The sequence below is a fragment of the uncultured Neglectibacter sp. genome (assembly GCA_937958185.1).
Lineage (GTDB): Bacteria > Bacillota > Clostridia > Oscillospirales > Acutalibacteraceae > Acutalibacter.
Genome location: CALFFN010000027.1, coordinates 1 through 21,474, shown reverse-complemented (window position 1 = coordinate 21,474; position 21,474 = coordinate 1). Strand labels below are relative to the sequence as shown.

Annotated in this window: 21 protein-coding genes; 11 read left to right on the top strand and 10 right to left on the bottom strand. The window is 58.0% G+C overall.

Features of this window, described 5'->3' with window-relative positions:
• Positions 1 to 19 precede the first annotated feature (19 nt).
• Complete coding sequence (gene ispE, locus AB8996_RS08665; protein ID WP_369298580.1) at positions 20 to 868, top strand: 4-(cytidine 5'-diphospho)-2-C-methyl-D-erythritol kinase; 849 nt, start codon at positions 20 to 22, stop codon at positions 866 to 868.
• Positions 869 to 955: 87 nt separating this feature from the next.
• On the opposite strand, the gene AB8996_RS08660 is transcribed toward ispE, so the two are convergent.
• From AB8996_RS08660 to AB8996_RS08635, 6 genes are all read right to left on the bottom strand, one after another.
• Positions 956 to 1,606 (bottom strand): hypothetical protein, encoded by a 651-nt coding sequence (locus AB8996_RS08660; RefSeq protein WP_369298579.1) that lies wholly within the window; start codon positions 1,604 to 1,606, stop codon positions 956 to 958.
• Positions 1,554 to 2,834 (bottom strand): hypothetical protein, encoded by a 1,281-nt coding sequence (locus AB8996_RS08655; protein WP_369298578.1) that lies wholly within the window; start codon positions 2,832 to 2,834, stop codon positions 1,554 to 1,556. The genes AB8996_RS08660 and AB8996_RS08655 overlap by 53 nt, the downstream gene beginning before the upstream one ends.
• 2 nt (positions 2,835 to 2,836) lie before the next feature.
• The gene (locus tag AB8996_RS08650) at positions 2,837 to 3,565 is read right to left on the bottom strand and encodes an ABC transporter ATP-binding protein (RefSeq protein WP_369298577.1); all 729 of its coding nucleotides are present in this window, start codon (positions 3,563 to 3,565) and stop codon (positions 2,837 to 2,839) included.
• Positions 3,566 to 3,635: 70 nt separating this feature from the next.
• Entirely contained in the window at positions 3,636 to 4,946 is a 1,311-nt protein-coding gene (locus AB8996_RS08645; RefSeq protein WP_369298576.1) for an ATP-binding protein, read from the bottom strand.
• A 79-nt stretch (positions 4,947 to 5,025) separates the two neighbouring features.
• Entirely contained in the window at positions 5,026 to 5,697 is a 672-nt protein-coding gene (locus AB8996_RS08640) for a response regulator transcription factor (protein WP_369298575.1), read from the bottom strand.
• A 71-nt stretch (positions 5,698 to 5,768) separates the two neighbouring features.
• A complete protein-coding gene (locus AB8996_RS08635) occupies positions 5,769 to 6,602 on the bottom strand; it encodes a putative manganese transporter (RefSeq protein WP_369298574.1) in 834 nt (277 codons plus the stop codon).
• A 124-nt stretch (positions 6,603 to 6,726) separates the two neighbouring features.
• Between AB8996_RS08635 and AB8996_RS08630 the strand changes: the two genes are divergently transcribed.
• Positions 6,727 to 7,353, top strand: a complete 627-nt coding sequence (locus AB8996_RS08630) for a stage II sporulation protein R (RefSeq protein ID WP_369298573.1) — start codon at positions 6,727 to 6,729, stop codon at positions 7,351 to 7,353.
• Positions 7,354 to 7,702: 349 nt separating this feature from the next.
• A complete protein-coding gene (gene mutY / locus AB8996_RS08625; RefSeq protein ID WP_369298572.1) occupies positions 7,703 to 8,779 on the top strand; it encodes an A/G-specific adenine glycosylase in 1,077 nt (358 codons plus the stop codon).
• A 12-nt stretch (positions 8,780 to 8,791) separates the two neighbouring features.
• On the opposite strand, the gene AB8996_RS08620 is transcribed toward mutY, so the two are convergent.
• Complete coding sequence (locus AB8996_RS08620; RefSeq protein ID WP_369298571.1) at positions 8,792 to 9,583, bottom strand: rRNA adenine N(6)-methyltransferase family protein; 792 nt, start codon at positions 9,581 to 9,583, stop codon at positions 8,792 to 8,794.
• 71 nt (positions 9,584 to 9,654) lie between these two features.
• On the opposite strand from AB8996_RS08620, the gene AB8996_RS08615 reads away from it, so the two are divergent.
• The 8 genes from AB8996_RS08615 (at position 9,655) to AB8996_RS08580 (ending at position 18,023) form a co-directional block, all read left to right on the top strand.
• A complete protein-coding gene (locus tag AB8996_RS08615; protein ID WP_369298570.1) occupies positions 9,655 to 9,945 on the top strand; it encodes a hypothetical protein in 291 nt (96 codons plus the stop codon).
• 39 nt (positions 9,946 to 9,984) lie between these two features.
• Positions 9,985 to 10,728, top strand: a complete 744-nt coding sequence (locus tag AB8996_RS08610; protein ID WP_369298569.1) for an AAC(3) family N-acetyltransferase — start codon at positions 9,985 to 9,987, stop codon at positions 10,726 to 10,728.
• A gap of 212 nt (positions 10,729 to 10,940) precedes the next feature.
• The gene (locus AB8996_RS08605) at positions 10,941 to 12,578 is read left to right on the top strand and encodes an oligosaccharide flippase family protein (RefSeq protein WP_369298568.1); all 1,638 of its coding nucleotides are present in this window, start codon (positions 10,941 to 10,943) and stop codon (positions 12,576 to 12,578) included.
• A gap of 361 nt (positions 12,579 to 12,939) precedes the next feature.
• Complete coding sequence (locus AB8996_RS08600; protein WP_369298567.1) at positions 12,940 to 13,458, top strand: CarD family transcriptional regulator; 519 nt, start codon at positions 12,940 to 12,942, stop codon at positions 13,456 to 13,458.
• Positions 13,459 to 13,709: 251 nt separating this feature from the next.
• Positions 13,710 to 14,111, top strand: a complete 402-nt coding sequence (locus AB8996_RS08595) for a DUF2089 domain-containing protein (RefSeq protein ID WP_369298566.1) — start codon at positions 13,710 to 13,712, stop codon at positions 14,109 to 14,111.
• Between the two features lie 107 nt (positions 14,112 to 14,218).
• Positions 14,219 to 15,508, top strand: coding sequence for a DUF4097 domain-containing protein (locus AB8996_RS08590; RefSeq protein WP_369298565.1), 1,290 nt, complete (start codon positions 14,219 to 14,221; stop codon positions 15,506 to 15,508).
• 29 nt (positions 15,509 to 15,537) lie between these two features.
• A complete protein-coding gene (locus AB8996_RS08585; protein ID WP_369298564.1) occupies positions 15,538 to 16,815 on the top strand; it encodes a DUF4097 domain-containing protein in 1,278 nt (425 codons plus the stop codon).
• A gap of 350 nt (positions 16,816 to 17,165) precedes the next feature.
• Positions 17,166 to 18,023: a DUF362 domain-containing protein gene (locus AB8996_RS08580; protein ID WP_369298563.1), complete on the top strand. Its 858-nt coding sequence runs from the start codon at positions 17,166 to 17,168 to the stop codon at positions 18,021 to 18,023.
• Between the two features lie 121 nt (positions 18,024 to 18,144).
• Here AB8996_RS08580 and AB8996_RS08575 read toward each other — a convergent pair whose 3' ends face one another.
• Genes AB8996_RS08575 through AB8996_RS08565 form a run of 3 tightly spaced genes read right to left on the bottom strand, consistent with a single transcriptional unit; the run spans position 18,145 to position 21,191 of the window.
• On the bottom strand, positions 18,145 to 19,155 hold the full coding sequence (locus AB8996_RS08575) for a Gfo/Idh/MocA family protein (RefSeq protein WP_369298562.1): 1,011 nt from the start codon (positions 19,153 to 19,155) through the stop codon (positions 18,145 to 18,147).
• Positions 19,152 to 20,024, bottom strand: coding sequence for a sugar phosphate isomerase/epimerase family protein (locus tag AB8996_RS08570; RefSeq protein ID WP_369298561.1), 873 nt, complete (start codon positions 20,022 to 20,024; stop codon positions 19,152 to 19,154). The genes AB8996_RS08575 and AB8996_RS08570 overlap by 4 nt, the downstream gene beginning before the upstream one ends.
• 12 nt (positions 20,025 to 20,036) lie before the next feature.
• Positions 20,037 to 21,191, bottom strand: a complete 1,155-nt coding sequence (locus AB8996_RS08565; RefSeq protein WP_369298560.1) for a Gfo/Idh/MocA family protein — start codon at positions 21,189 to 21,191, stop codon at positions 20,037 to 20,039.
• Between the last annotated feature and the right edge of the window lie 283 nt (positions 21,192 to 21,474).

Here is a 21,474-nt window from a genome sequence, read left to right as displayed (position 1 = left end):
GCGAGAAAGGCAGGACGTTATGAAGCTCAGGGCATACGGAAAAATCAATTTGACCTTGGACGTGACCGGGAAGCGGGAGGACGGCTATCACCTGCTGGACACGGTCATGCAGAGCGTGTCCCTGTGGGACGAGGTGGAGCTTCTGCCCCGCAGGGAAGCGGGCATATTTTTGCAAAGCAATAAAAAATATCTGCCCACCGACACGAAAAACACGGCGTACCGGGCGGCGGAGCTTTTCCTGAAGCACTGCGGCCTGCAAAATACCGGGGTGGAAATTTCCCTGCACAAGCGGCTTCCCAGCCGCGCCGGCATGGGGGGCGGCAGCGCCGACGCCGCAGCCGTGCTCCGGGGGCTGAATGAAATGCTGGAAGCAAAGCTCACCCTGCCGGAGCTGATGGAGCTGGGCGCGCAGGTGGGGGCGGACGTGCCCTTTTGCGTCCACGGCGGCACCTGCCGCTGTACGGGGACGGGGGAGAAGGTGGCGCCCATATTTCCCATGCCGGACTGCTTTTTCGTCATCTGCAAGCCCCCGGCAGGGATCAGCACCCCCCGCGCCTACGCCCTGCTGGACCAGGCTCCCCCGTCCAGGACACAGTCCACCCAGCGCATGGTAAAGGCGCTGGAAGCGGGGGACCTGCGGCTGATCGGCAAAAGCCTTTCCAACCGCTTTGACGACGCCATCAAGCTGATGCAGGTGAAAAAGGTGGAGCGGATCATGCTCTCCGCCGGGGCGCTGGGCGCCATGATGACCGGCAGCGGCTCGGCGGTGTACGGGATTTTTGAGAAGGAATCCGGCGCGAAAAATTGTATGCACCTGCTGGAAAACCACGGGGAATTATTTCTTGCCAGACCATGCAAGGGCAGGTAAATAAAATGGAAAACAAAACTCCCTGTCTCTCAAAAAGAGACAGGGAGTTTTTGCGTGTGCTTCCAATCGCCGGAAAGGAGGAAGCGCTTAGCCCGCCCACTTCCTGCACCGCTGGAAAATGGCGGCAATCAGTAGAACGAGCCCGCCGAAAAACAGGACGGGGAGAAAACCGGGGGCAGCGCCCTCGCCGCCGGGAAAGGGGTAGAACGCGCCCAGTCCCCAGTCCTCCATTCGCTTCTGCCCCGTAAAGGCGCAGAGAACAAAGTACAGCACAGGCACCAGATAGGCGGCAGGCAGGTTTTCCCACAGGCTGTAGCAGAGCGCCCCCAGCCCACCCAGGAACAGGGAGGAGGAGACCGCCGCCGCCCACAGCCCGGGGTCTGTTTCACAGTGCAGCAGGCGGAGGGCGAGAAGCGCCCCGGCAGGCAGCGCCAGCAGGAAAACGATGGAGCAGACCGCCCGGATCCCGTAAATGATTCCCAAAGGCGTGCTGCGCACCCGGATCACGTCCAGCACCTCCTCCGCCTGCTCCGGCAGGAACAGGGGGGTCAGCAGGAGCAGCCCGGTGAGGGGGAGGAAGATCAGGAAGAAGCTATTCGAGGTATCCGCTTCCCAATAGGCGGGCTGCATCAGGAAAAATGCCCCCAGAAGCAGCCCCAGGCAGAGCAGCAGATGGGGCGGCAGGTTATTTTTCAGGCAGACCCCTGCGATGGGCAAAAAGCTCCTTGAGCGCGTCATAGCCCTTCCACCCTCCTTTCCGTTTTTGTTCCAAAATCAAAGCGGAGACGCCGACCAGAACCAGCGCTGCCGCCGTATAGAACAGCCTGTTTGCCAGCAGGGCTTCAAAATTGCTTTGCAGGGTGGCAGCCCCCATCAGGCTGTTGTGCCGGGGCATGAGCGTGAGGTTCTCATACCCGCCGTTTATCTGCCGCATTCCCCGGTTCAGGTCCAGGAACCAGAAAGCGAGCACGGCGGCGAGACCGATGGGCGTGTCGGTCAGCTCGGTGAAGAAAAGCCCCAGCCCGCAGGAAAACAGCACGGTGGGCAGGATCCAGCCCAGCACATAGGCGGGGTACGCCAAAAGGTCGATCTGCTCCCCGGCGTACAGCAGGGCGCTGCGGACCGTGTCCACTCCCGCCAGCAGCAGCACAGGGCTGATGGAAAGCAGCGCCGCCGCTCCGTATCTTGTCAGGGTGAGCCGCAGGGAGGAGATTTTTCTTGTCCAAATTAAATCCTGTATCCTTGCCCGGCGGTCCCGCAGGGCTTCTGATACCATGAGGAACGCGGGCAGAAAGGCGCAGAAAATGGTCATGTAATCGGAGAAAAGCCGGGCGTGGGCGCCGGTAAAGCGGTCGATGTCCCGGGCGTCCTCATATTCTTTTTTTGCTTCCTTATAGGTTTTTCCCCGGTAGGCAAAGGCGGAGAGGTTTTCCTCCTGATAATCGCTTCCCCCGCCCAGCAGGGCGTCCGCCTGGTTCATCAGCTCCCGGAATTTTTCATAGGAAAGCCCTTTCGCCGGGGAAATGCCCTGATCGGAACTATGCGGCTCCGCGAAGGCGCTGCCGTCCGGCCCCATGGTGACTGTGACCTCGCCCCCCAGTTCCCCCCGGTTCGCGGCGGCGATGATCTCCTCCTTCGGCTTCCCGGAAAGCTGGGAAAGCAGCTCCGCCATCTTTTCCTGCTCCGCTTCCCCCAGTCTTACGTTGCGGAGAAAGCCCCAGGGGTAGGTGACGTAGCGGTTGTCTGCAAATTCCGAGCCCAGGCTGTTCAGCGCCCCGGGCATGACAAGCGCCGGGTCTTCCGTGTGCACGATACCGTAGCTTTCCAGCCCCGGCTGGGGTTCTGTGATCTTCCTTCCCTCGTCCAGATACCCGCTCAGCTGGCTCTGATAGACGATCAGCATGGTGAAAAACAGCAGCAGGAAGGGAATGGAAAGCGCTCCCTTTTTCAGCTCCTTCCAGAACACGGTCAGTCCTCCCTTCCGCTGTGGATACAGGCGATATACGCCCGTTCCATGTTTTCTTCCCCGGTGGTTTCCAAAAGCGCCTTTACCGTGCCCGCATAGCGCAGCCGCCCCTCGTCCAGAATCGCCAGGTTTTCACAGGCTTCCTCGATATCCCCCACGATATGGGTGGAGAGCAGCACGGTTTTTTCCTCGGCAAGCCGGCAGAACAGCTCCCGGAAGCGAACCCGCTCCTCCGGGTCCAGCCCGGCGGTGGGTTCGTCCGCAATGATGATCCGGGGGTCGTGGAGCAGCGCCTGGGCGATGCCCAGCCGCCGTTTCATACCGCCGGAGAGCGCCTTTACTTTTTTGCCCGCCTGTTCGGTCAGGTTGACCTGCTCCAGCAATTCGCCGATCCTCCTGCGGCGCAGGTCCTTTTCCATGCCGGACAGCACCCCCAGGTAGTCCAGCCCCTCCCGCACGGTCATGGACGGGTACAGGGAAAATTCCTGGGGCAGGTAGCCCACCATGCCCCGTACCCTTGCCGTTTCCCGGACCGGCACGCCCCGCAGGGTGATCTCCCCGCTTTTTGGGGTCAGCAGGGTGCAGAGGGTCTTCATCAGGGTGGTTTTCCCCGCGCCGTTTCGCCCCAGCAGCCCGAACATTCCGGCGGGTATGGTGAAGCTCACGTCCCGCAGAGCTTCCTTTTTTCCGTAGCTCTGGCAGAGATGGGAAATGACGATTTCATCGTTCATAAAAAAACACTTCCTTCTACTGAGATGTCCTCAGCATACAGGAAGTGTTTCAAAAATTTTTCAACTGCGTTCAGGTTTTTTCGGTCACGGCAAAAGACGCGGTCACAGACCCGCCGCCCTCCGGGCGGTTGCGCAGGGTCAGCGCGCCGCCGTGCTTTTCACACAGCACCCGGCAAATGTACAGCCCCAACCCGAAATGCGGGTCTGCCGCGGCAGACCCGGAAAGCGGCGCATTTTTGGAGGATTCGCCCCGGTAGTAGGGCTCCGCCGCCTTTTTCAGCGCTTCCGGCGGAAAGCCGCTGCCGTCGTCCCACACGGTGAGGGACAGCGTGGAAGCGTCAAGCGCGATATGGACGCCCACAAGCTCTTTCGCGTACCGCCCGGCATTGGACATCAGGTTTTCAAACACGCGGAACAGGATTTCCTTATCGGCGTACACCCTGCCCTGCCCGGTTTTTTCAAAGATAAGCTCCTCCTGCCCCCGGAGGATCTTCGCGGTGTCCGCAAGCTGGGTACAAAGCTCGTCAAAGCGGGTTTCCTGCCGTTCCAGCTCAATATCCTCCAGCTTCTGCACGGAGTTCATACCCTCCACATACTGCTCCAGGCGGGTCAGGCTCCGCTTCATGGTGGAGACCGTTTCCTCCGCCTTTTCCGGGGAAACCTTTTCGGTGGGCAGACCCTCCAGCAGATAGTCGCTGTAGCCCTGCAAAACGGTCAGCGGCGTGCGCAGGTCGTGGGCAAAGGCGGCGTTTAATCGCCGGCGCTCCTCCATCGCCCGCCACATGGCTCTGTTGTTCTCCTCCAGGGAGCACCGCATGGATTCAAAGGAACTGCAGAGCCTGCCCAGCTCGTCGGAGCTTTGGGAGACGATGTGAAAATCCAGATCGTTTTTGCCGATTTTTTCCGCCGCTTCATTCAGGACCGCCAGCGGCTGCTTCAGCTTCCAGCGGTAGAACCAGGCGGCGTCCAGGAAAAAGAAGACCCCGGCGGTGAGAAATATGGCGATCAGCTGGATCAGCCCGTTGTGCTCCCAGAAAAACCGGGAAAAGCCCTGGGGGATAAACTGGCTGGGGGAGGTAAATTCCATGGAGAACCGCTTCCCGGTCTCCGGGTCCTCATAAAATTGGGGGAGTTCCTTTTCCAGCCGGACATAAAGCCCGTTTTCCCGATAAATATAGGCTTCGCCTTCGTCTGGCAGATAGGCGCTCACGTATTTCTGGTAAATGGCGGTATTCAGCCCGGACAACAGAGAAACTTCCACCAGACAGGCGCAGAGACCGCCCAGGAGACAAATAAGGGTGGTGAGAACCAGCGCCCCCCGGAGGGAGATGCGCTTCCACCAGCGCGCCTTTTTCTGCTTTTGCTTTTCAACTTTTTTCATTACTCCTTGCCCCTGCCCTTGTCCAGTATCCAGAGTCCAGCGTCCAGAATCTAATTAACTAACAACTAACATCTAACAACTAGTTCCACCTATATCCTACCCCCCACACCGTTTCAATGCGGCTGCCGCACCCGGCGGCGGAAAGCTTTGCCCGAATGCGCCGAATGTGCTCCGCCACCACGGCGCTGTCGCCCTCGCTGTCCCAGCCCCAAACAGATTCATAGATATGCTCCCGGTCAAAAACCTGAGTGGGGTGCATGGACAAAAGCTCGATGATGTCAAATTCCTTTTTCGCCAGCCGCAGCGGTTCCCCGTTTTGGAACACCTGCCGCTGGCTGTAGTCGATGACCAGCCCATCGGCGAATTTCACATTGCTTTCTTCCCTGTGCCGTTCTTCCCGGCGCAGGTGGGCGGTCACCCTTGCCAGCAGCTCCTCGCTGGAAAAGGGCTTCAAAATATAATCGTCGCCCCCGGCGGCAAAGCCCATGACCTTGTCCGCGTCCTCGATCCTTGCGGTGAGGAACAAAATGGGGCAGGGGACGAAATCCCGGATCTGCCGGCACAGGGAGAAGCCGTCCATATCCGGCATATTTACGTCCAGCAGGATCAGGTCGGGAGACTGCCCGCACAGCGCTAAAGCTTCCCGGGCGTTCAGCGCCGTCATCACGTCGTACCCCTTCATGGTGAACAGGTCCCGCAGCATAGCCGCAATGTCCCGCTCATCGTCTACTACCAGCAATTTGTATGCCACAGGCAGCACTCCTTTCTCAGCTTTCAGAATAGGAGAAATGTTTCAACTTTTTTTCAACGGGAAATGAGCTTTCAGAAAATCAGATTGCACACAAGCCCGGTGAAAACAGCGGCGGCGTAGAGGACGCCTGCCAGAATGAGGTTTTCCCTGAGGTGACGGTTGGCTTTGAACAGCACGATAAGCCCCAGCCCCGCGCCGGTGCACAGCCCGGCGACGGCGGAGCCGAAGGACAGCGAGCCGGAAAGGAACAGCTCAGTGAGGATCACGGACGCGGCGCAGTTAGGGATAAAACCGATCAGCGCCGCCAGAAAGGGCTGGAAAATGCTGCCGGAAAGCAGGAATCGAGAAATGTTTTCTTCCCCCACAAAGTAGATGGCATAGCCCAGCGCTAAACTGACTAAAAACAGGAACAGCACGACTTCCCCGGTGTGGTGCAGCGCCGCCCGGAAAATGCCCTCCTCTTCACAGTGGCAGTCCCCGCACAGGTCCTGGAAAGGGCGCTCCGGGGCAAGCTTCAGGACGCGCTTACACACCAGGTCGACAAGCAGCCCGAACAGGACGGCGGCAAGAAGCTTTACCCCCAGCAGCCGGAACAGGTCGGGAATCGCCCGGGGCTGGGACAGCAGCAGGGGAATGGCTTCGTCGCTGGTAGCGAGAAATACCGCCAGCAGGGTGCCGGGGGAGATCAGCCGCCCGGCGTAAAAGTTCGCCGCCGCCACGGAAAAGCCGCATTGGGGCACACAGCCCAGCACCGCGCCGCCCAAAGGACCCAGCGGCCCTTTCAGCACGCCCAGAAATTTTTCATTTGCCCGCTGCTCCAAAAATTCGATGAGCAGATAAGCGCCGAACAGGAAGGGCAGGGCTTTCAACGTATCGAGCACCGCGTCCAGAAAAATATCCGCCATAAAAGCTCCTTTCAGGGAAACCGAAATTTTATATATTTTCTATTATATCCTATCTGTCAACCTGAATATTTCCCCTTTTTCTGCCCCATACTCCCCCTGAAACTACAAACGGAGGTACATAGGCATGAAACGAATGACGGGAGAAACAAGACAGACGCTGTGCAGGGCGGCGGTGTGCGGCTTTTTGCTGGCGGCGGTATTCAGCATGTTCCCCTTTGCGGCTTCCTGCGCGGAGCTGCCACAGAATGTCCTACGGCTCCATGTGATCGCCAATTCCGATTCCGCGGAGGATCAAAGGGTAAAGCTGAAGGTGCGGGACGCCGTGCTGACGGAAGCGGCAAAGTGGTACGGCGGCGACAGTACCATGGAGGAGGCAAGCAGCACCCTGTGCGTCCATCTGGAAGCATTGCAGGCGGCGGCGGACAGGGCGCTGCTGGAAAACGGCTCGATGGACCGGGCGCTGGTGCAGGTGACGGAGCAGTATTTCTCCACCAGAAATTATGAGACCTTTGCCCTGCCCGCCGGGAAGTACCGCACACTGCTGGTGACCATCGGTGCGGGCGCGGGGAAAAACTGGTGGTGCGTGGTGTTCCCCTCCCTCTGCCTGCCTGCCGCTGAAGAATCCACAGAGGAGCTTTTGACCGCCCTGCCGGAATCCCAGCGGGAAGTGGTGGAACACCCCCAGCGCTACCACATCAAATTCAAGGCGGTAGAGCTTTATGAGGAGCTGAAAAAATGGCTGGGCTGCTAAACTGCCCGGCGGAAAGCTGTAAAGACAAAATCTGCCCTTTCCTTGCCGATTTCTCGAAATTGTAGTACAATATCCGCAAAGGACGCGGATATTGTGGATTTTAATTTGTCCCGCCCAGTTTGCGCTTTCAGCGCAACGGGCGATGAACACATTATACCAACGCGCTTTTTGGCGCTTATGGTATAATGATCGCAAGCGATCATCACAGAGAACCCCTGAAGCGCGAAGCGCTTCTCTTTTTCCTGCGGAAAAAGCACCGGGCTTCTCCAAAAAGGTTTTATGATATAATAGCAGCAGTTTTTTGTCACAGGACAAAGAAGAATCAAAAGCGGGCAGAGGAGAACGGGCTATGGCAAGCGAAAAGGAAAAACAGCTGCTGGAAGAAATGCCGGGGCGGCTGCTTCGGTGGTATGACGGCTGCGCCCGGGTGCTTCCCTGGCGGGAGGAGCCCACCCCCTACCGGGTGTGGGTGTCGGAGATCATGCTGCAGCAGACCAGGGTGGAAGCGGTAAAGCCCTATTACGAGCGGTTCTTGTCTCAGCTTCCCACCGTGCAGGCGCTGGCGGAAGCGCCGGAGGAGCAGCTCCTAAAGCTCTGGGAGGGGCTGGGCTATTACAACCGGGTGCGGAACCTCCAAAAGGGCGCGCGGCAGGTGATGGAGCGGTTCGGCGGGGAGGTGCCCGCCGATTTTCAGGCGCTGCGCTCCCTCTCCGGCGTAGGGGACTACACCGCCGGGGCGATCGCGTCCATCGCTTTCGGCATTCCCGTTCCCGCGGTGGACGGAAACGTGCTGCGGGTAATTTCCCGGCTGCTGGCGCGGGAGGACGATATTCTGGACCCCAGGGTGAAAAAGCGCATGGAAGGGGAGGTCGCCGTCGTGATCCCCCAGGACCGCGCCGGGGATTTTAACCAGTCCCTGATGGAGCTGGGCGCCATGGTCTGCCTGCCAAACGGCACGCCCAAATGCGGGGAATGCCCGCTGGGGGACATTTGCCGGGCGCACGCGCTGGGCTTGGAGGGAGCGCTGCCGAAGAAAGCGGTGAAAAAAGCGCGGAGGGTGGAGGAGCGCACCCTGTTTTTGCTGACCCAAAACGGCAAACTCGCCCTTTCCCGCCGCCGGTCGCAGGGGCTGCTGGCGGGCTTGTGGGAGCTGCCGGGCACGGAAGGCTGGCTGACGGAACAGGAAGCGGCAGAGCTGCTGAAAAGCTGGAATGTCCCGGCAGAAAAGCTGGAAAAGCTGCCTGCCGCAAAGCATATCTTTACCCACGTGGAATGGCGCATGACGGCCTGGGCGGCAAATGTCCCCGAAATTCTCCCGGAGGGGCTTTCCCGGTTTATCTGGGCGGACAGGGAGGAGCTGGAACGGGAAATTACCCTGCCCTCGGCGTTCCGTTCCTATTTCCCGGAAATAGAGAAGCGGTTATAGGAGAGGATACGGTCAGCCGCCGAATTTCTGCCAGCATCGGAACAGGCAGAGCCACTGTACATACAGCAGGTTGCTGTCGGCGGAAACGGGCGGCAGCCCTGCCAGCTTCAGGGCGGTGGAGATCTGCCGTTTTGTCAAAACATTCCGCAGCCCGCGGGCGCGGGCGATCTCTAAAAATTTCCGATATGACGCACGCTGGGAAAGGGGCAGATCGGGGCTTTCCTTTCGGCGGATAGACAGCAGCGCGGCATGTACCCTAGGAGCGGGGTGGAATTCCGTTCGGTCAATTTTGTCCGCGATCCGTATTTCAAAAAAAGGCTGCAAGCTCCGGGCAATCATGCTGATTGTACCGTCCCCGGCGGCAGGCTGGGTGGAAAACCGCTTTGCCGCGCCGTATTCCACAATGAGCCACGCGGCGGCAGGAGGGTTGGGCGTCTCGGTCAATTTGCGGACGATCTCCGTGGTGCGGGAAAAGGGGATATTGGAAAACACCTTGTAGCTCCCCTTGGAGGGGAGCGGGGTTTTCAGAAAGTCCCCCTGTTTTAATGAAAAGCGGGCTGTTTCCGGGCAGGTCTCACGCAGGCGGGCGCAGAGCCGGGGGTCAAGCTCTATGGCGCGCACCGCTGCCCCGGTTTTCAAAAGCGCCCTGGTGATGTGTCCCTTTCCCGGACCGATCTCATACACCACATCGCCTGGGGAAATGTCGGTCTTTTGCAGGAGACGGCGGATCGTGTGGGACGAAGTGAGAAAATTTTGGGAAACTGTAAGGGGCGCAAAAGCCCCGTGGATTCGATTTTCGGGCATAAAGAAAACACCTTTCTGTTCGTTTTTGGGAAACAAAAAGGCACAACAAAAAAACCGAATCACTTCGGAAAATGTTGTGCCGGATTATTTCCTTAAACGACAGCAAAAGGTGCAAACGCCCAAGCTTTGATTCTCCTGTCTTTGCCGCAAGCGGCTTTATTACGTTGCCAGAATATCACGAATTTCCGGTCCTGTCAATCGGCAGAGCCGGTTTTTTCTTTTTTGGGGACGATTGGGGAAGGGGTTGGCTTCCCGGAATATTGGCAGAGGGCGGCGACGCTTTGTGGAACCTGCACAAGCCGCCTTCTTCTATTTCGCCAGATTGTCAATGGATTTTGCTTTTTCAATTTTTTATACTGTAGTCGCTGCAGCAGAAAAATATGAGAAGGTAGGAATTTGCTATGACGGAAAGACAAAAGCTGGAACAGGATCTGCTGGAGCTGGGCGTGTGTTCGGGAGATGTGGTCCTGGTGCATTCGTCCATGAAAGCCCTGCAAACGGAGCTTGCCCCGGAGGAGGTCATCGGGGCGCTGGAACACGTCCTGGGCGGGGAGGGGACGCTTCTGTTCCCGGCGCTGACCTATGAGAACGTGACTGCGGAGAACCCGGTCTTTGACAGCGGGACCACCGAGCCGTGCATTGGGCTGCTGCCCCGGGTATTTTTTCACATGCCCGGCGTGGAGCGCAGCGTCCACCCCACCCACTCCGTATGCGCAAAGGGAAAGCTGGCGCATACCCTCACGGTAGGTCACGCCATGGATTCTGCGGCGGTGGGACCTCACTCCCCCTTCATGCAGCTGCCGCTTTATGGGGGGAAGCTGCTGTTCATTGGCGACGTGCTCCATGCCTGCACCTTCCTGCACGGGATAGAGACCATCGTAAAGCCGCCCTATATCCGGGCATGCGGCGATGTGGAATATCTGGTGAACGGGCAGAGGAAACGGTATGAGGGCAGCGACGATTTCGGCTGGGGCTCCGAATTTCAGAGGATCGAGGAAATTTTGGAGGGGCCTGATTTCCATAAGGGAAAGCTGCTGGCTGCCAACGCCTATCTGGTGGATACCCGGGCGCTGCTGGCTGCGGCACTTTTGAAAATGCTTGCGGAGCCGTATGCTTTTATCACGGATATTTCCAAATGGATCTGATTTGAATTAAAATAAGAAATGAGCTAAGCCCTGAGGCGGTTTTTTGCCGTCTCGGGGCTTGCATTTTTTACTTGCCTTTTCCACCGATTGCCGCTGGTTTTCAGAAAAAGGGACCGGCGGCGTTGACCTTTGTCTCTCTTTGGGGTATACTTACATTAGTATCTGCTATTTGCACGATCTGCAAATGAAATTTTCAGGCATCGGGAGAATGTATGGCGCAGGAGAAGAAACAGAGCTTTATGAAAGGGGCGGCGATCCTGACCGCCTCTACTCTGATCGTCAAAATATTGGGACTGCTGTTTTCCATTCCGCTGGCGAACCTTATCGACACGGAGGGAATGTCCTGCTTTTACGCGGCGTACGAGGTGTTCGGCGTTTTTCTGATGCTGTCCACCGCCGGGCTGCCCATCGCCGTTTCCCGCATGGTGGGCACGGCGTACTCCCAGGGCAGGAAAAAGGAAGCCGACCGGGTATTTTCCGTGGCGTTCTGGCTGTTTTTCGGCATCGGCCTGGTCGGCTGCCTGCTGATGTTCTTCGGCTCGGAATGGATCGCCGGGTTCTACGGAAATCCCGACGCCTCCTATGCCATTATGGCGCTGTCTCCCACGCTGTTTTTCATTTCTGTCATGTCCGTCCTCAGAGGATATTCCCAGGGGCGCTCCGACATGGTTCCCACCGCCGTTTCCCAGACCATCGAGGCGGTGACGAAGGTCATTATCGGCGTGGGGCTGGCGGTATACATTTTGCAGCAGTACGATTCCAGCCAGTGGGCTGCCGTAGGCGCTATTGTCGGCGTGTCCATCAGCGCCGGGCTGGGCACCATTTATCTGACCATTTACAAAATTCGCCAAAAGCGGAAGGATAAGGTGCTGTGGAAGGACGCAGACCCCGCCTCCGCTTCCCGGAAAGAGCTGCTTTCCACGCTGTTGAAATTCGCCGTGCCCATCACCATCGGCTCCTGCTTTTTGAGCCTGCTGGACCTGGTGGACGGCGGCATTATGATGAACCAGCTCCAGCGCACCGCCGGGTTTGCCCTTGAGGAAGCCCAGCACATGGAAGCGCTGCTGGGGCACGCCCGGAAATTTTTCGACCTGCCCGGCGCGTTCGTCATTCCCATTTCCACCAGCCTGCTCCCGGTGCTTTCCGGGGCGGTGGCGTCCCACGACCAGCAGTCGGTGGACCACATTTCCTCCACCTCCCTGCGGGTCACGCTGCTGATCGCCATTCCCGCCTCGGTGGGCATGTGCCTGTTTTCCGAGCCCATCTGCGGGCTGCTGCTGGCAGGGTCCCCTGCGGCGGCGGAGGGGACGGCGCCCCTGCTTGCCATGCTCAGCGTCGCCATCGTGTTTAACAGCACCCTGTACGTGACAAACGCTATTTTGCAGGCGCTGGGCAAGCCCAACCTGCCTGTGATCAATATGGCGGTGGGCGGTCTGGTCAAGGTGGCGATCACCTTCTGCCTTACCGCTGTCCCGGAAATAAATGTGATGGGCTGCGCCATCAGCACGGTGGTGTCCTACTGCCTGATCATGGTTTTGAATTTTATCGCCATTCGCCGGAACCTGCCCAATCTGGACAGTATTGTGAAAATGGCGGTGCCTTTGGCATTTGCCGCGCTGGTCATGGGGGCTGTCTCCTACGGCGCGTACTGGGGAATGTGCTTCTTCCTGTCTCCCCGGCTGGCGGTGCTGCCCTCCATTGTGCTTGCCATTGTGGTATATGCCGTGTGTGTGGTGGTATTTAAGGCTGTGACCTATGACGATGTGGCGGTGCTGCCGAAAGGTGAGACCCTTGCCCGTCTGCTCCATGTGAAGAAGACGGTGGTTCCCCGCCATATGCGGCGGAAATGAGTCACTTTTTGGTGTGAAAGAGAAAATTTTAGGAAGTTGATACAGAATTTCCTAAAAAGTTTCAGCAAAAAAATTTGTTTTTTTCCTTACATCATGAGAAAAAAAGTGCTATACTATATATATTGGAAAGAATGTGGAACAGAGGAAAAAACAGGGCGTTCTGCTTGAAAAGCCGGAAACCTGCCGTTTCCCAACAGGCTTGGGACAATGGGGGAAAGGAAAGCGGGAAGCCCGGCGGAATGTTTGCTTTTTGACATTCTGCCTTACACACAAGTACCAGATACGAACGGACAAAGCCGGGGAGCGCGCTGCCTTACTTGATATCCGGGTATTGGATACGCCGCAAAGAACAGGAGGAAGTATGTATCAGTTAGGCGACCTGGTGCTGTACGGCAGTACAGGCGTATGCAGAGTAAGCGAAATACGGGAGCAGGATTTTCCCACCACGGGGGAAAAAAGGCTGTATTACATTTTGCGTCCCCTGTATGAGGACTGCACGATATCCGCCCCGGTGGATTCCGACAAGGTCTTTATTCGCCCCATCATTTCCAGGGACGAGGCGGAGCGCATTATCGAGGACATTCCCAATGTGGAAGTGAAGGTGTACCACAGCAGGGTGTCCCGGGAGCTGACAGAGCACTATGAAGCCATTTTGAAGCACCACGACTGCGGCTCGCTGGTGGAGATGACAAAATCCATCTACGCCAAAAAGCAGTCCTTTCAGGATCAGAAGCGGAAATTCGGCACGGTGGACGAGCGCTTTTTGAAACGGGCGGAGGACCTGCTGTTCGGCGAGCTTGCCGCGGCGCTGGAAATCCCCCGGGACCAGGTGCAGGGCTATATCGAAAGCAAGCTGGAATATGCCAAGGCGGCAGGCTGAAGGAAAGAAGAAAACAGGCAGGGCAGAAATTTCTGCCCTGCTTTTTTGCGCCTATTTTCCCGATTTTGCGGAAATTTGGCTGTAAAAAGCCCTGATTTTCAGAAAATCAAGGCTCGGATTAAAAATTTTAATTGAATTTCTTAATTTTTTTAATATTTTTCTTGACAAAGTTAATTCTGTGGGCTATAATGCAGACAGAAAGAAAGATTTTCCTGAATTTTTTCCAGAAACCATGAAAGGAAGGAAGCCATATGACAAACAGTTCGTTTCATGCCCCTGCGCAATGTCCGGTCTGCGGGGGAACCATGACCGTCACCCGTTTGAAATGCAGCAACTGCGGCACGGAGCTGACGGGAAATTTCTCACCCTGCCGGTTCTGCCGGCTGGAGGAAAAGCATTTGCAGTTCGTAGAGACATTCCTGCGGTGCAGAGGGTCTATCAAGGAAGTGGAAAAGGCGCTGGGGGTCAGCTATCCTACCGTGAAAAATATGCTGGACGCCGCCCTGAACGCCTTGGGCTTTGACGAGCGCCCCGAGCTTCGGGCGCTGCGGGAGGAAGAGGAACGGGCGGATATCCTTTCCCGGCTCGCCAGCAAAGAGATCGACGTGGACACCGCCATAGAAGCCCTGAATCAGCTGAAAGGGGGAAAATGAGATGAAAAAGAAACCGACCCGGCAAAGCTTGACAAAGCCCAGGCTGTGGCACAGCCTGTATTTATGGCAGACGGAGCAGAAAAGATATTTGAGAGGGGGCGTTTCCCATGAGTGAGGGAAGAGAGAGGATATTGAAAATGCTGGAAACCGGGATCATTTCCGCGGAGGACGCCCGGCGGCTGCTGGAAGCCCTTGGGGAGCCCCCGGAGCTGACTGTAACGCCTGACAACCCGGCGGAGCGGGCGGAAGCTTTCCGGCAGGAGGCGGAGGCATTTCGCCAGGAGACAGAAGAATTTCAGCAGCAGGCGGAAAGCGCGGCAGGGCAAGCCGCTGTGCCGTCCCTGACCCTGTACCCCGACGGCATGAAGGGCTTTGACGGGGAGATCCCCGTTCCTCCGGCGCCCCCAGTGCCCCCCGTACCGCCGGAGCCTGCTGAACCGCCGGAGACCGCTGTGCCGCCTGTGCCGGAAATCCCGGAGGACAGGGCTGCCGCGACGGAGACCGCCGGCGGCAATTATTCCAAGCCCGGCACGGAGGTCCGCCAGGTCAGCGTGGAGTGGATCAGCGGCTCGGTGCAGGTCTGCTGCGGCGACGGCGAGGAGATACAGGTCACCGAAACCGCCAGGCGCCCGCTGTCCGAGGGGGAGAAAATGGTGGTCACCCGGGAAAACGGCAGGCTGCACATTGCGTGGAACAAAAGCCATTTCCGGCTGCCCGGCTTCCGCCCGTTGGAAAAGCATCTGGTGATCTCCCTGCCAAAGACCATGATTCTGGACGCGCTGGAGGTCGGCACAGTGTCCGCGGGCGTCAGCCTGCGGGGGCTTTCCGGGCAGAATTTGAACGCCCACACCGTGTCCGGCGAAATTTCCGCCTATGGGCTCCAGACGCAGAGCATTCAGCTGTCCGCCACCTCCGGCTGCATTGACGGGCAGCGGCTGCAGGCGGACCGCCTGAAGCTTTCCACCGTTTCCGGCAGGATAACGGGAGATTTTGGCGCCGATACCGCCCGGCTCTCCTCTACCTCCGGCAGGGTGGAGGCTCACGGCGATGTGGGAAGCGAGCTGACCCTGTCCTCGGTGTCCGGCTCGGTGCAGTTTGAAGGCACGGCGGGACGGGATTTCAAGGTGAACACCACCTCCGGCAAGCAGTACCTGGCGCTGAAGGATATGCCCCGTGCCATAAAATGCGGCAGCGTGTCCGGCTCTGTGGAGCTTCTGCTGCCGGATTCCGGAGGGGGCTTTTCCGCCGAATATTCCACCGTGTCCGGCAAATTTGCCTGCGATTTCCCTGTAACGGGCAAGCAGGAAAAGCGCTCCGGCAGCGCGCGTTATGGATCGGGAAGCACAAGGCTGACCCTTTCCACCACCTCCGGCGCAATGCGGATCGGCAGGCTGTAAAAGCCGCTTTGAGAAAGGAGAATCAAACGATGAATGACGAACAGAGAAAAATTTTAGATATGGTGGAGCAGGAGATCATCACCTCGGAGGACGCCGCCAGGCTGCTCAAGGCGCTGGACGATTCCTGCGAAAGCACTTCCACAGCTCAGCCCGTGCGGCAGGCGCCCCCGGTTCAGACCTCGCCGGAACAGAATGCTCCGGCGCAGGAAAAGTCGGGACTTGGAAAGCTGGCAAGGGATATTCGCTCCGCCGCTTTGGAAACGGCGAAGCTTGCGCTGAAGGAGACGGAAAAGCAGCTGAAAAGGAGCTTTGGGGACCTGACCGGGACATTTCCCGAAAATGGGGAATTTCCCGAAATGACCGCGGAGCAGATGGACGAGGATTTTCAGGCTGCCCGGGAAAACCCCAAGGAATACCCTCCCATGGAGGGGGAGCTTACGGAGCTGCGCATCAAGTGGCTGCGGGGTAATGTGGAGGTCCGCCTGACCGACGGCGGGCAGATCAGGGTGACGGAATACAGCCGCCAGCCGGTCACGGAGGATCAGGCGCAGACCCGGTTGACCTGGGAGGACGGCGAGCTTTGGATCACCTGGGTCACACAGCCGGAGAAAATGCTTCAACCGCACTGTTACGCCAAACACCTGCTGGTTGAAATCCCCCGCAGCGCCGCAGCAGGGCTGGAGGAAGTGGAGATCAAAAATGTTTCCGGCACGCTCCGGGTGGACGATTTGAAGGCGGAGGACATGAAGCTGTCTCTGGTAAGTGGAAAAATGCTGCTCTCCCGGATAGGCGGAGAGGATCTGGAGGTGTCCAACGTAGACGGGCTGATCTCACTGCAGGGCGTGGAAGCGGAGGATCTGAACGTGTCCGGCGTAAACGCGGCGGTCACACTGCGGGACGTGAAATCGGAAGACTTGAACGTATCCGGCGTAAACGGTATCGTGACGGTAGAAGAGTTCCACGCCGAGGACGCGACCTTCAGCACGGTAAGCGGCACGCTGACTGCCAAGGGCAGCTGTGATGAGCTTTCCCTCAGCTCCGTTTCCGGCGAAGCAAAGGCAGAGCTGAGCAGGCTGCCGGAGGAAGCCGACGCCAATACCATATCCGGCATGGTCGCTCTTGGTCTGCCCGACCGGGAAGAGGGCTTTACGGTGTCCTTCCAAATGCAGAATGAGGGCAGCTTTGACTGTGAATTTCCCCTGACGGGAGAGCTGGGAGGAAAGTCCGGCGAAGGGACTTACGGCGACGGCGAAGCTGAGCTGAACCTTCACACTGTCTGCGGAATGATGAATCTTTATCGTGTATAAGTGCATCTTCTTTATATATATAATCACTCGGATTATATAGTCACTCGGAAAGCGGCGGGAGAAAACGACGGTCTCCCACCGCTTTTCCACTGTTTTTTTGGAAACTTATTTGCCGTGATGGGCGGCTGGAAAATATTTTGTGAAATCGGCTTTTTCCCCTTGACTTCAAGCGGGCTTTAAGATATAAAATAATCAAAAAGAGGAACGGCAGGAGGTCAGTATCCGTTCCAGTGGGTAGAGTGTATATTCTCCCCCGCCGCAGGCGGGGGAGAATATACACAAAACTTTTGAAACGGATACTCCCCGGCAGGAAGCCGTTTGGATTCTCAGAAGAGAGAGGAGTTTTCAAAATGTCAAAGGTCTATTTTACAAGAGAGATCACGCCGGAAGCCATTGTGAGGCTGTACGACGCGCTGGGTGTGGAGCTGCCGGGCAAGGTGGCGGTGAAGGTGCATTCCGGCGAGGTGGGGAACCAGAACTTCCTGCGCCCGGACTTCATGAAGCCCATGGTGAGCAAGGTGCAGGGTACTATCGTGGAATGCAATACCGCCTATGAGGGAAAGCGCAACACCACAGCGGCTCATTGGGAAACCATGAAGCTCCACGGCTGGACGGAGATCGCCGATGTGGACATTCTGGACGAGGACGGGGATTTTGAGCTTCCCGTTCACGGCGGCAAGTGCATCGACAAAAATTTTGTAGGCTCCCACATGAAGAATTACGATTCCCTCCTGGTGCTGTCCCATTTCAAAGGGCACCCCATGGGCGGCTTCGGCGGCGCGTTGAAGAATATCTCCATCGGGCTGGCTTCCGCCCACGGCAAGGCGTATATCCATGGCGCGGGAAAGCCGGAGGAGATGTGGACCGCCGACCACGATTCTTTCCTGGCGTCCATGGCGGACGCTTCCAAGACCATCGTGGAATATTTCGGCAAGAAGATCGCCTTTGTGAACGTGATGAAGAACATGTCGGTGGACTGCGACTGCTGCGCCGTGGCGGAGGACCCCGCAATCGGCGATATCGGCATTCTGGCGTCTCTTGACCCGGTGGCGCTGGATCAGGCGTGCCTTGACCTGGTCTATGCCAGCGACGACCCCGGCAAGCCCCACCTGCTGGAGCGCATCGAGTCCCGCAACGGCGCTTATACGGTAGAAGTAGCGGAGGAGATCGGCGTGGGCAGCCGGAAATACGAGCTGGTCGAACTGTAAATCTGAAAAAACAGCAGCAAAAAGCGGACGTGGCTACACGTCCGCTTTTTTTCATCTTTTTTAAGCGCCGGCTTTCTGTTTTACCCGCGTTCCCGGAGAAAGCCGCGCCACAGGTCTCCTTTTACAGGGTGACTTCCCGGTGCTCCCTGGCAGAGCGGTAGGTCGCCAGCATCAGCTCCACGGTATCTGCCACGCCGGGAATGTCATTGCGGAAGCGCCTGTGTTCCAGCAGACTGTTGTAGAAATCCGCAATGCACAGCCCGTGGCTGCTGCCCCAGTAAGCCTTACCGGTAACGGGGGACAGGGGGGCTGCCAGCTCGTGCCGCTCCTTTGTGCCGTCCTTCCAGCGGATCGTGACCTCCTGCTCCTCCATGCGGAGGGCGCAGTTTTCACACACAAGCTCCAAGAGTACCGGGGAATCCACACAGTGGGCGGTGGTGGCGAAAAACACGGCGGGCACGCCGCCAAAGTCGATGTGGGCTTCCAGGGTGTCCTCCACCTCGATCACGCCCTTCAAGTGGTGGTTCGTCATGGTGGCGTCCACGGATGCTGCCCGCCCGCAGAACTGCCCCAGCAGGTCCATGGTGTGAATGGACTGGTTGATGAGCACTCCGCCGCCCTCGGTGGCAAGGGCTCCCCGCCAGCCGCTTTCGGTGTAATAGGGGGCTTCCCGGTGCCAGGTGACGAACGCCCGGGCGCCCAGAAGCTTTCCCGGTCTGCCGGAGGACAGCAACTCCTGCAGCAACCTGACGCTGCGGTTATAGCGGTTCTGAAAACAAATACCCACCTGTACGGAGCCTTGCAGGCTCTGAAAATCTTCCCATTGCTCCCGGGAGATCACGGGCGGCTTCTCCGTAAAGACCTGAATGCCCCGGTCCGCCGCCATTTTTGCCATGGGCGTGTGGAGCACGTGGGGGGTGCAGATGTGAAGCACGTCCAAATGCTCTGCGTCCAGCATTTCCTCCAGGGAAGAATATGCATTGCCGCCGTATTCTCCCGCCAGCTTCTGCGCCCGTTCCGGGCGGATATCGCAAAACGCCGCAAGCTCAGCGGTGTCCTGATGGTGGAGCGCTGCGGCGTGTACCTGAGCGATCCCGCCGCAGCCCACAATGGCGCATCGTAAGGGTCTCATGCTGAAAGCTCCTTTCCCTCGGGGATCTCCCGCAAAATATCGCGCAGGCTTTGAAGCGCCAGCGCCCAGGCGGACTTCCCGTCCAGCCCGTTTTCCAGCTTTCTTCCTTGCTGTTCCAGGGCGGCAAAGCCTGTGAAATCGGTCAGATGGGGTTCCAGGGATAGGAAGCCCCGCCAGCCGCTGTGGAGCAGGTCGCCGAGGATTTCCGCCAAATGCCCGTCGCCCTGCCCGGCGGGGACGATGCGGTTTTCCCCTGCGACAGCGTCCTTGATATGTACATATTCGATGTAGGGGTGCAGGCTTTCATAGGCGGACAGCGTATCCTGCCCCACCTCCACAAAGTTGGCAAAATCGAACACCGCCCGGAAATGGGGGGACGAGAGCTGCCGCATCAGGGTAAGGCAGCGGGGGGCGGTGTCGCCGTAAATGCCCTTTTCATTTTCGTGAAGCAGCACGGATTCCCATTTGACCGCTTCCTCCGTCATGGCGCCCACCTGATCCAGCACCTGGTTTTTGTACTGCTCCGGGTCGCTGCCCTTTGGCAGGTAGAAGCTGAACATACGCAGGTAGGGGGCGTTCAATTCTTTCTGGATTTCCAGCGTGCGCTTCAATTTTTCCATATGCGCCGGGAAATCGTCCTCAATGGATATTTTCCCGATAGGGGAGCCGATGGAGGACACAGAAATGCCGGCGTTTCGGAGCTTTTCCCGAACTTCTCTGACCTTTTCCGGCGTAAAGTCAGATACGTTTACCCCGTCCGCGCCGCGCAGCTCGATATGGGAAAGCCCAAATTCCCTGACGGCGGCAAGCTGTCGGTCAAATACCGGGGAAATCTCATCGGAGAAGCCGGATAAACACAGTTTTTTCATGGTTTTCTCTCCTCAATAGGTGCCTTCGGTGGAAAAGGTGATGGAAGCGCCGTCCTTTTTGCGGGAGCCTGCCCGGCGGCGGTTCAATTCTGTGAGGAACAGCTCCTCGTCAAAGGGAATTTCCACAGGGTGGTGCAGCCAGCTGGACAGGTGCATGGCGTTGGAAAGGGTCAAGCCCCGCAGCCCCTCTTTTCCCTCCGCCACCAGGGGTGTACCGTGGAGAATGTTCCCCGCAAAGGCGTTCAGCACTCCCACGTGCTGGGGGTTCTCCCCGTCGGTTTCCACGGTGATCTCCTCCCATTCCGGCTTTGCGAAGCCCTCCCTGGAGGTGCGGCAGAACTCCCGCTCGTCGGTTTTCAGCTTCCAGAAAGAAAGCACATTGTTTTCGCAGACCAGCTTTCCTTTAGTGCCCGTGACCTCAAAGCGGTTGGTGCCGGGGGCGTCGCCGGTGGTGGTGACGAATACGCCGGTGGCGCCGTTTTCAAATTCCAGATAGGCGGTGACGTCGTCCTCCACCTCGATGTCGTGCCATTTTCCCTCGTGGCAGAACGCCTGTACTGTTTTCGGCAGCCCGCAGATCCATTGCAGCAGATCCAGCTGATGGGGGCACTGGTTCAGGAGGACGCCGCCGCCCTCCCCTTCCCAGGTGGCGCGCCAATCGCCGGAATCGTAGTAGATTTGGGTGCGGTACCAGTCGGTGATGATCCAGTTGACCCGCTTCAGCTCGCCCAGCTCGCCTCCCTGCACCATCTCGTGCATTTTGCGGTACACGCAGTTGGTGCGTTGGTTGAACATCATGGCGAACACCACGCCGCTGTCTTCCGCGGCGCGGTTCATTTCCTTCACAGCCTTGGTGTAAACGCCCGCGGGCTTTTCGCACATGACGTGCAGCTTTTTCCCAAAGGCTTCCTGCGCCAGTACCGGGTGCTGATAATGGGGCACGGCGATGAGAACGGCGTCGCACAGCCCGCTTTCGATCAGTTCAGAGCCTTCGCAGAAAACAGAGACCTCCTGCGGCAAAACGCTTTTTGCCCATGCCCGGCGGTCCTCCCGGCGGTCCGCCACGGCGGCTACCGCGATCTCCGGCGTTTTTCCCGCCAGAATATTCTGCAAATGCTGGCTGCCCATGTTGCCTGCCCCGATAATGCCAAGTCTAACTTTTTCCATACTGCCACCCCTTTGGTTTCGATAGCTCCATTCTAGCAAACTGCGGTTGGAAAAACAAGAGCCGCAGGAAGTTTTCAGGACGGAAAGCCGGGAGCGCCTATTCCGAAAATTTTGTCTCCCCCGCCGCAGGCGGGGGAGACGCTTTCTTTCATTCAGTAAAACGGATTTCCCAGAGAATTTTCGGGGCGGAAAGCCGGGAGAGCCTGTTCCGAAAATTTTGTCTCCCCCGCCGCAGGCGGGGGAGACGCTTTCTTTCATTCAGTAAAACGGATTTCCCAGAGAA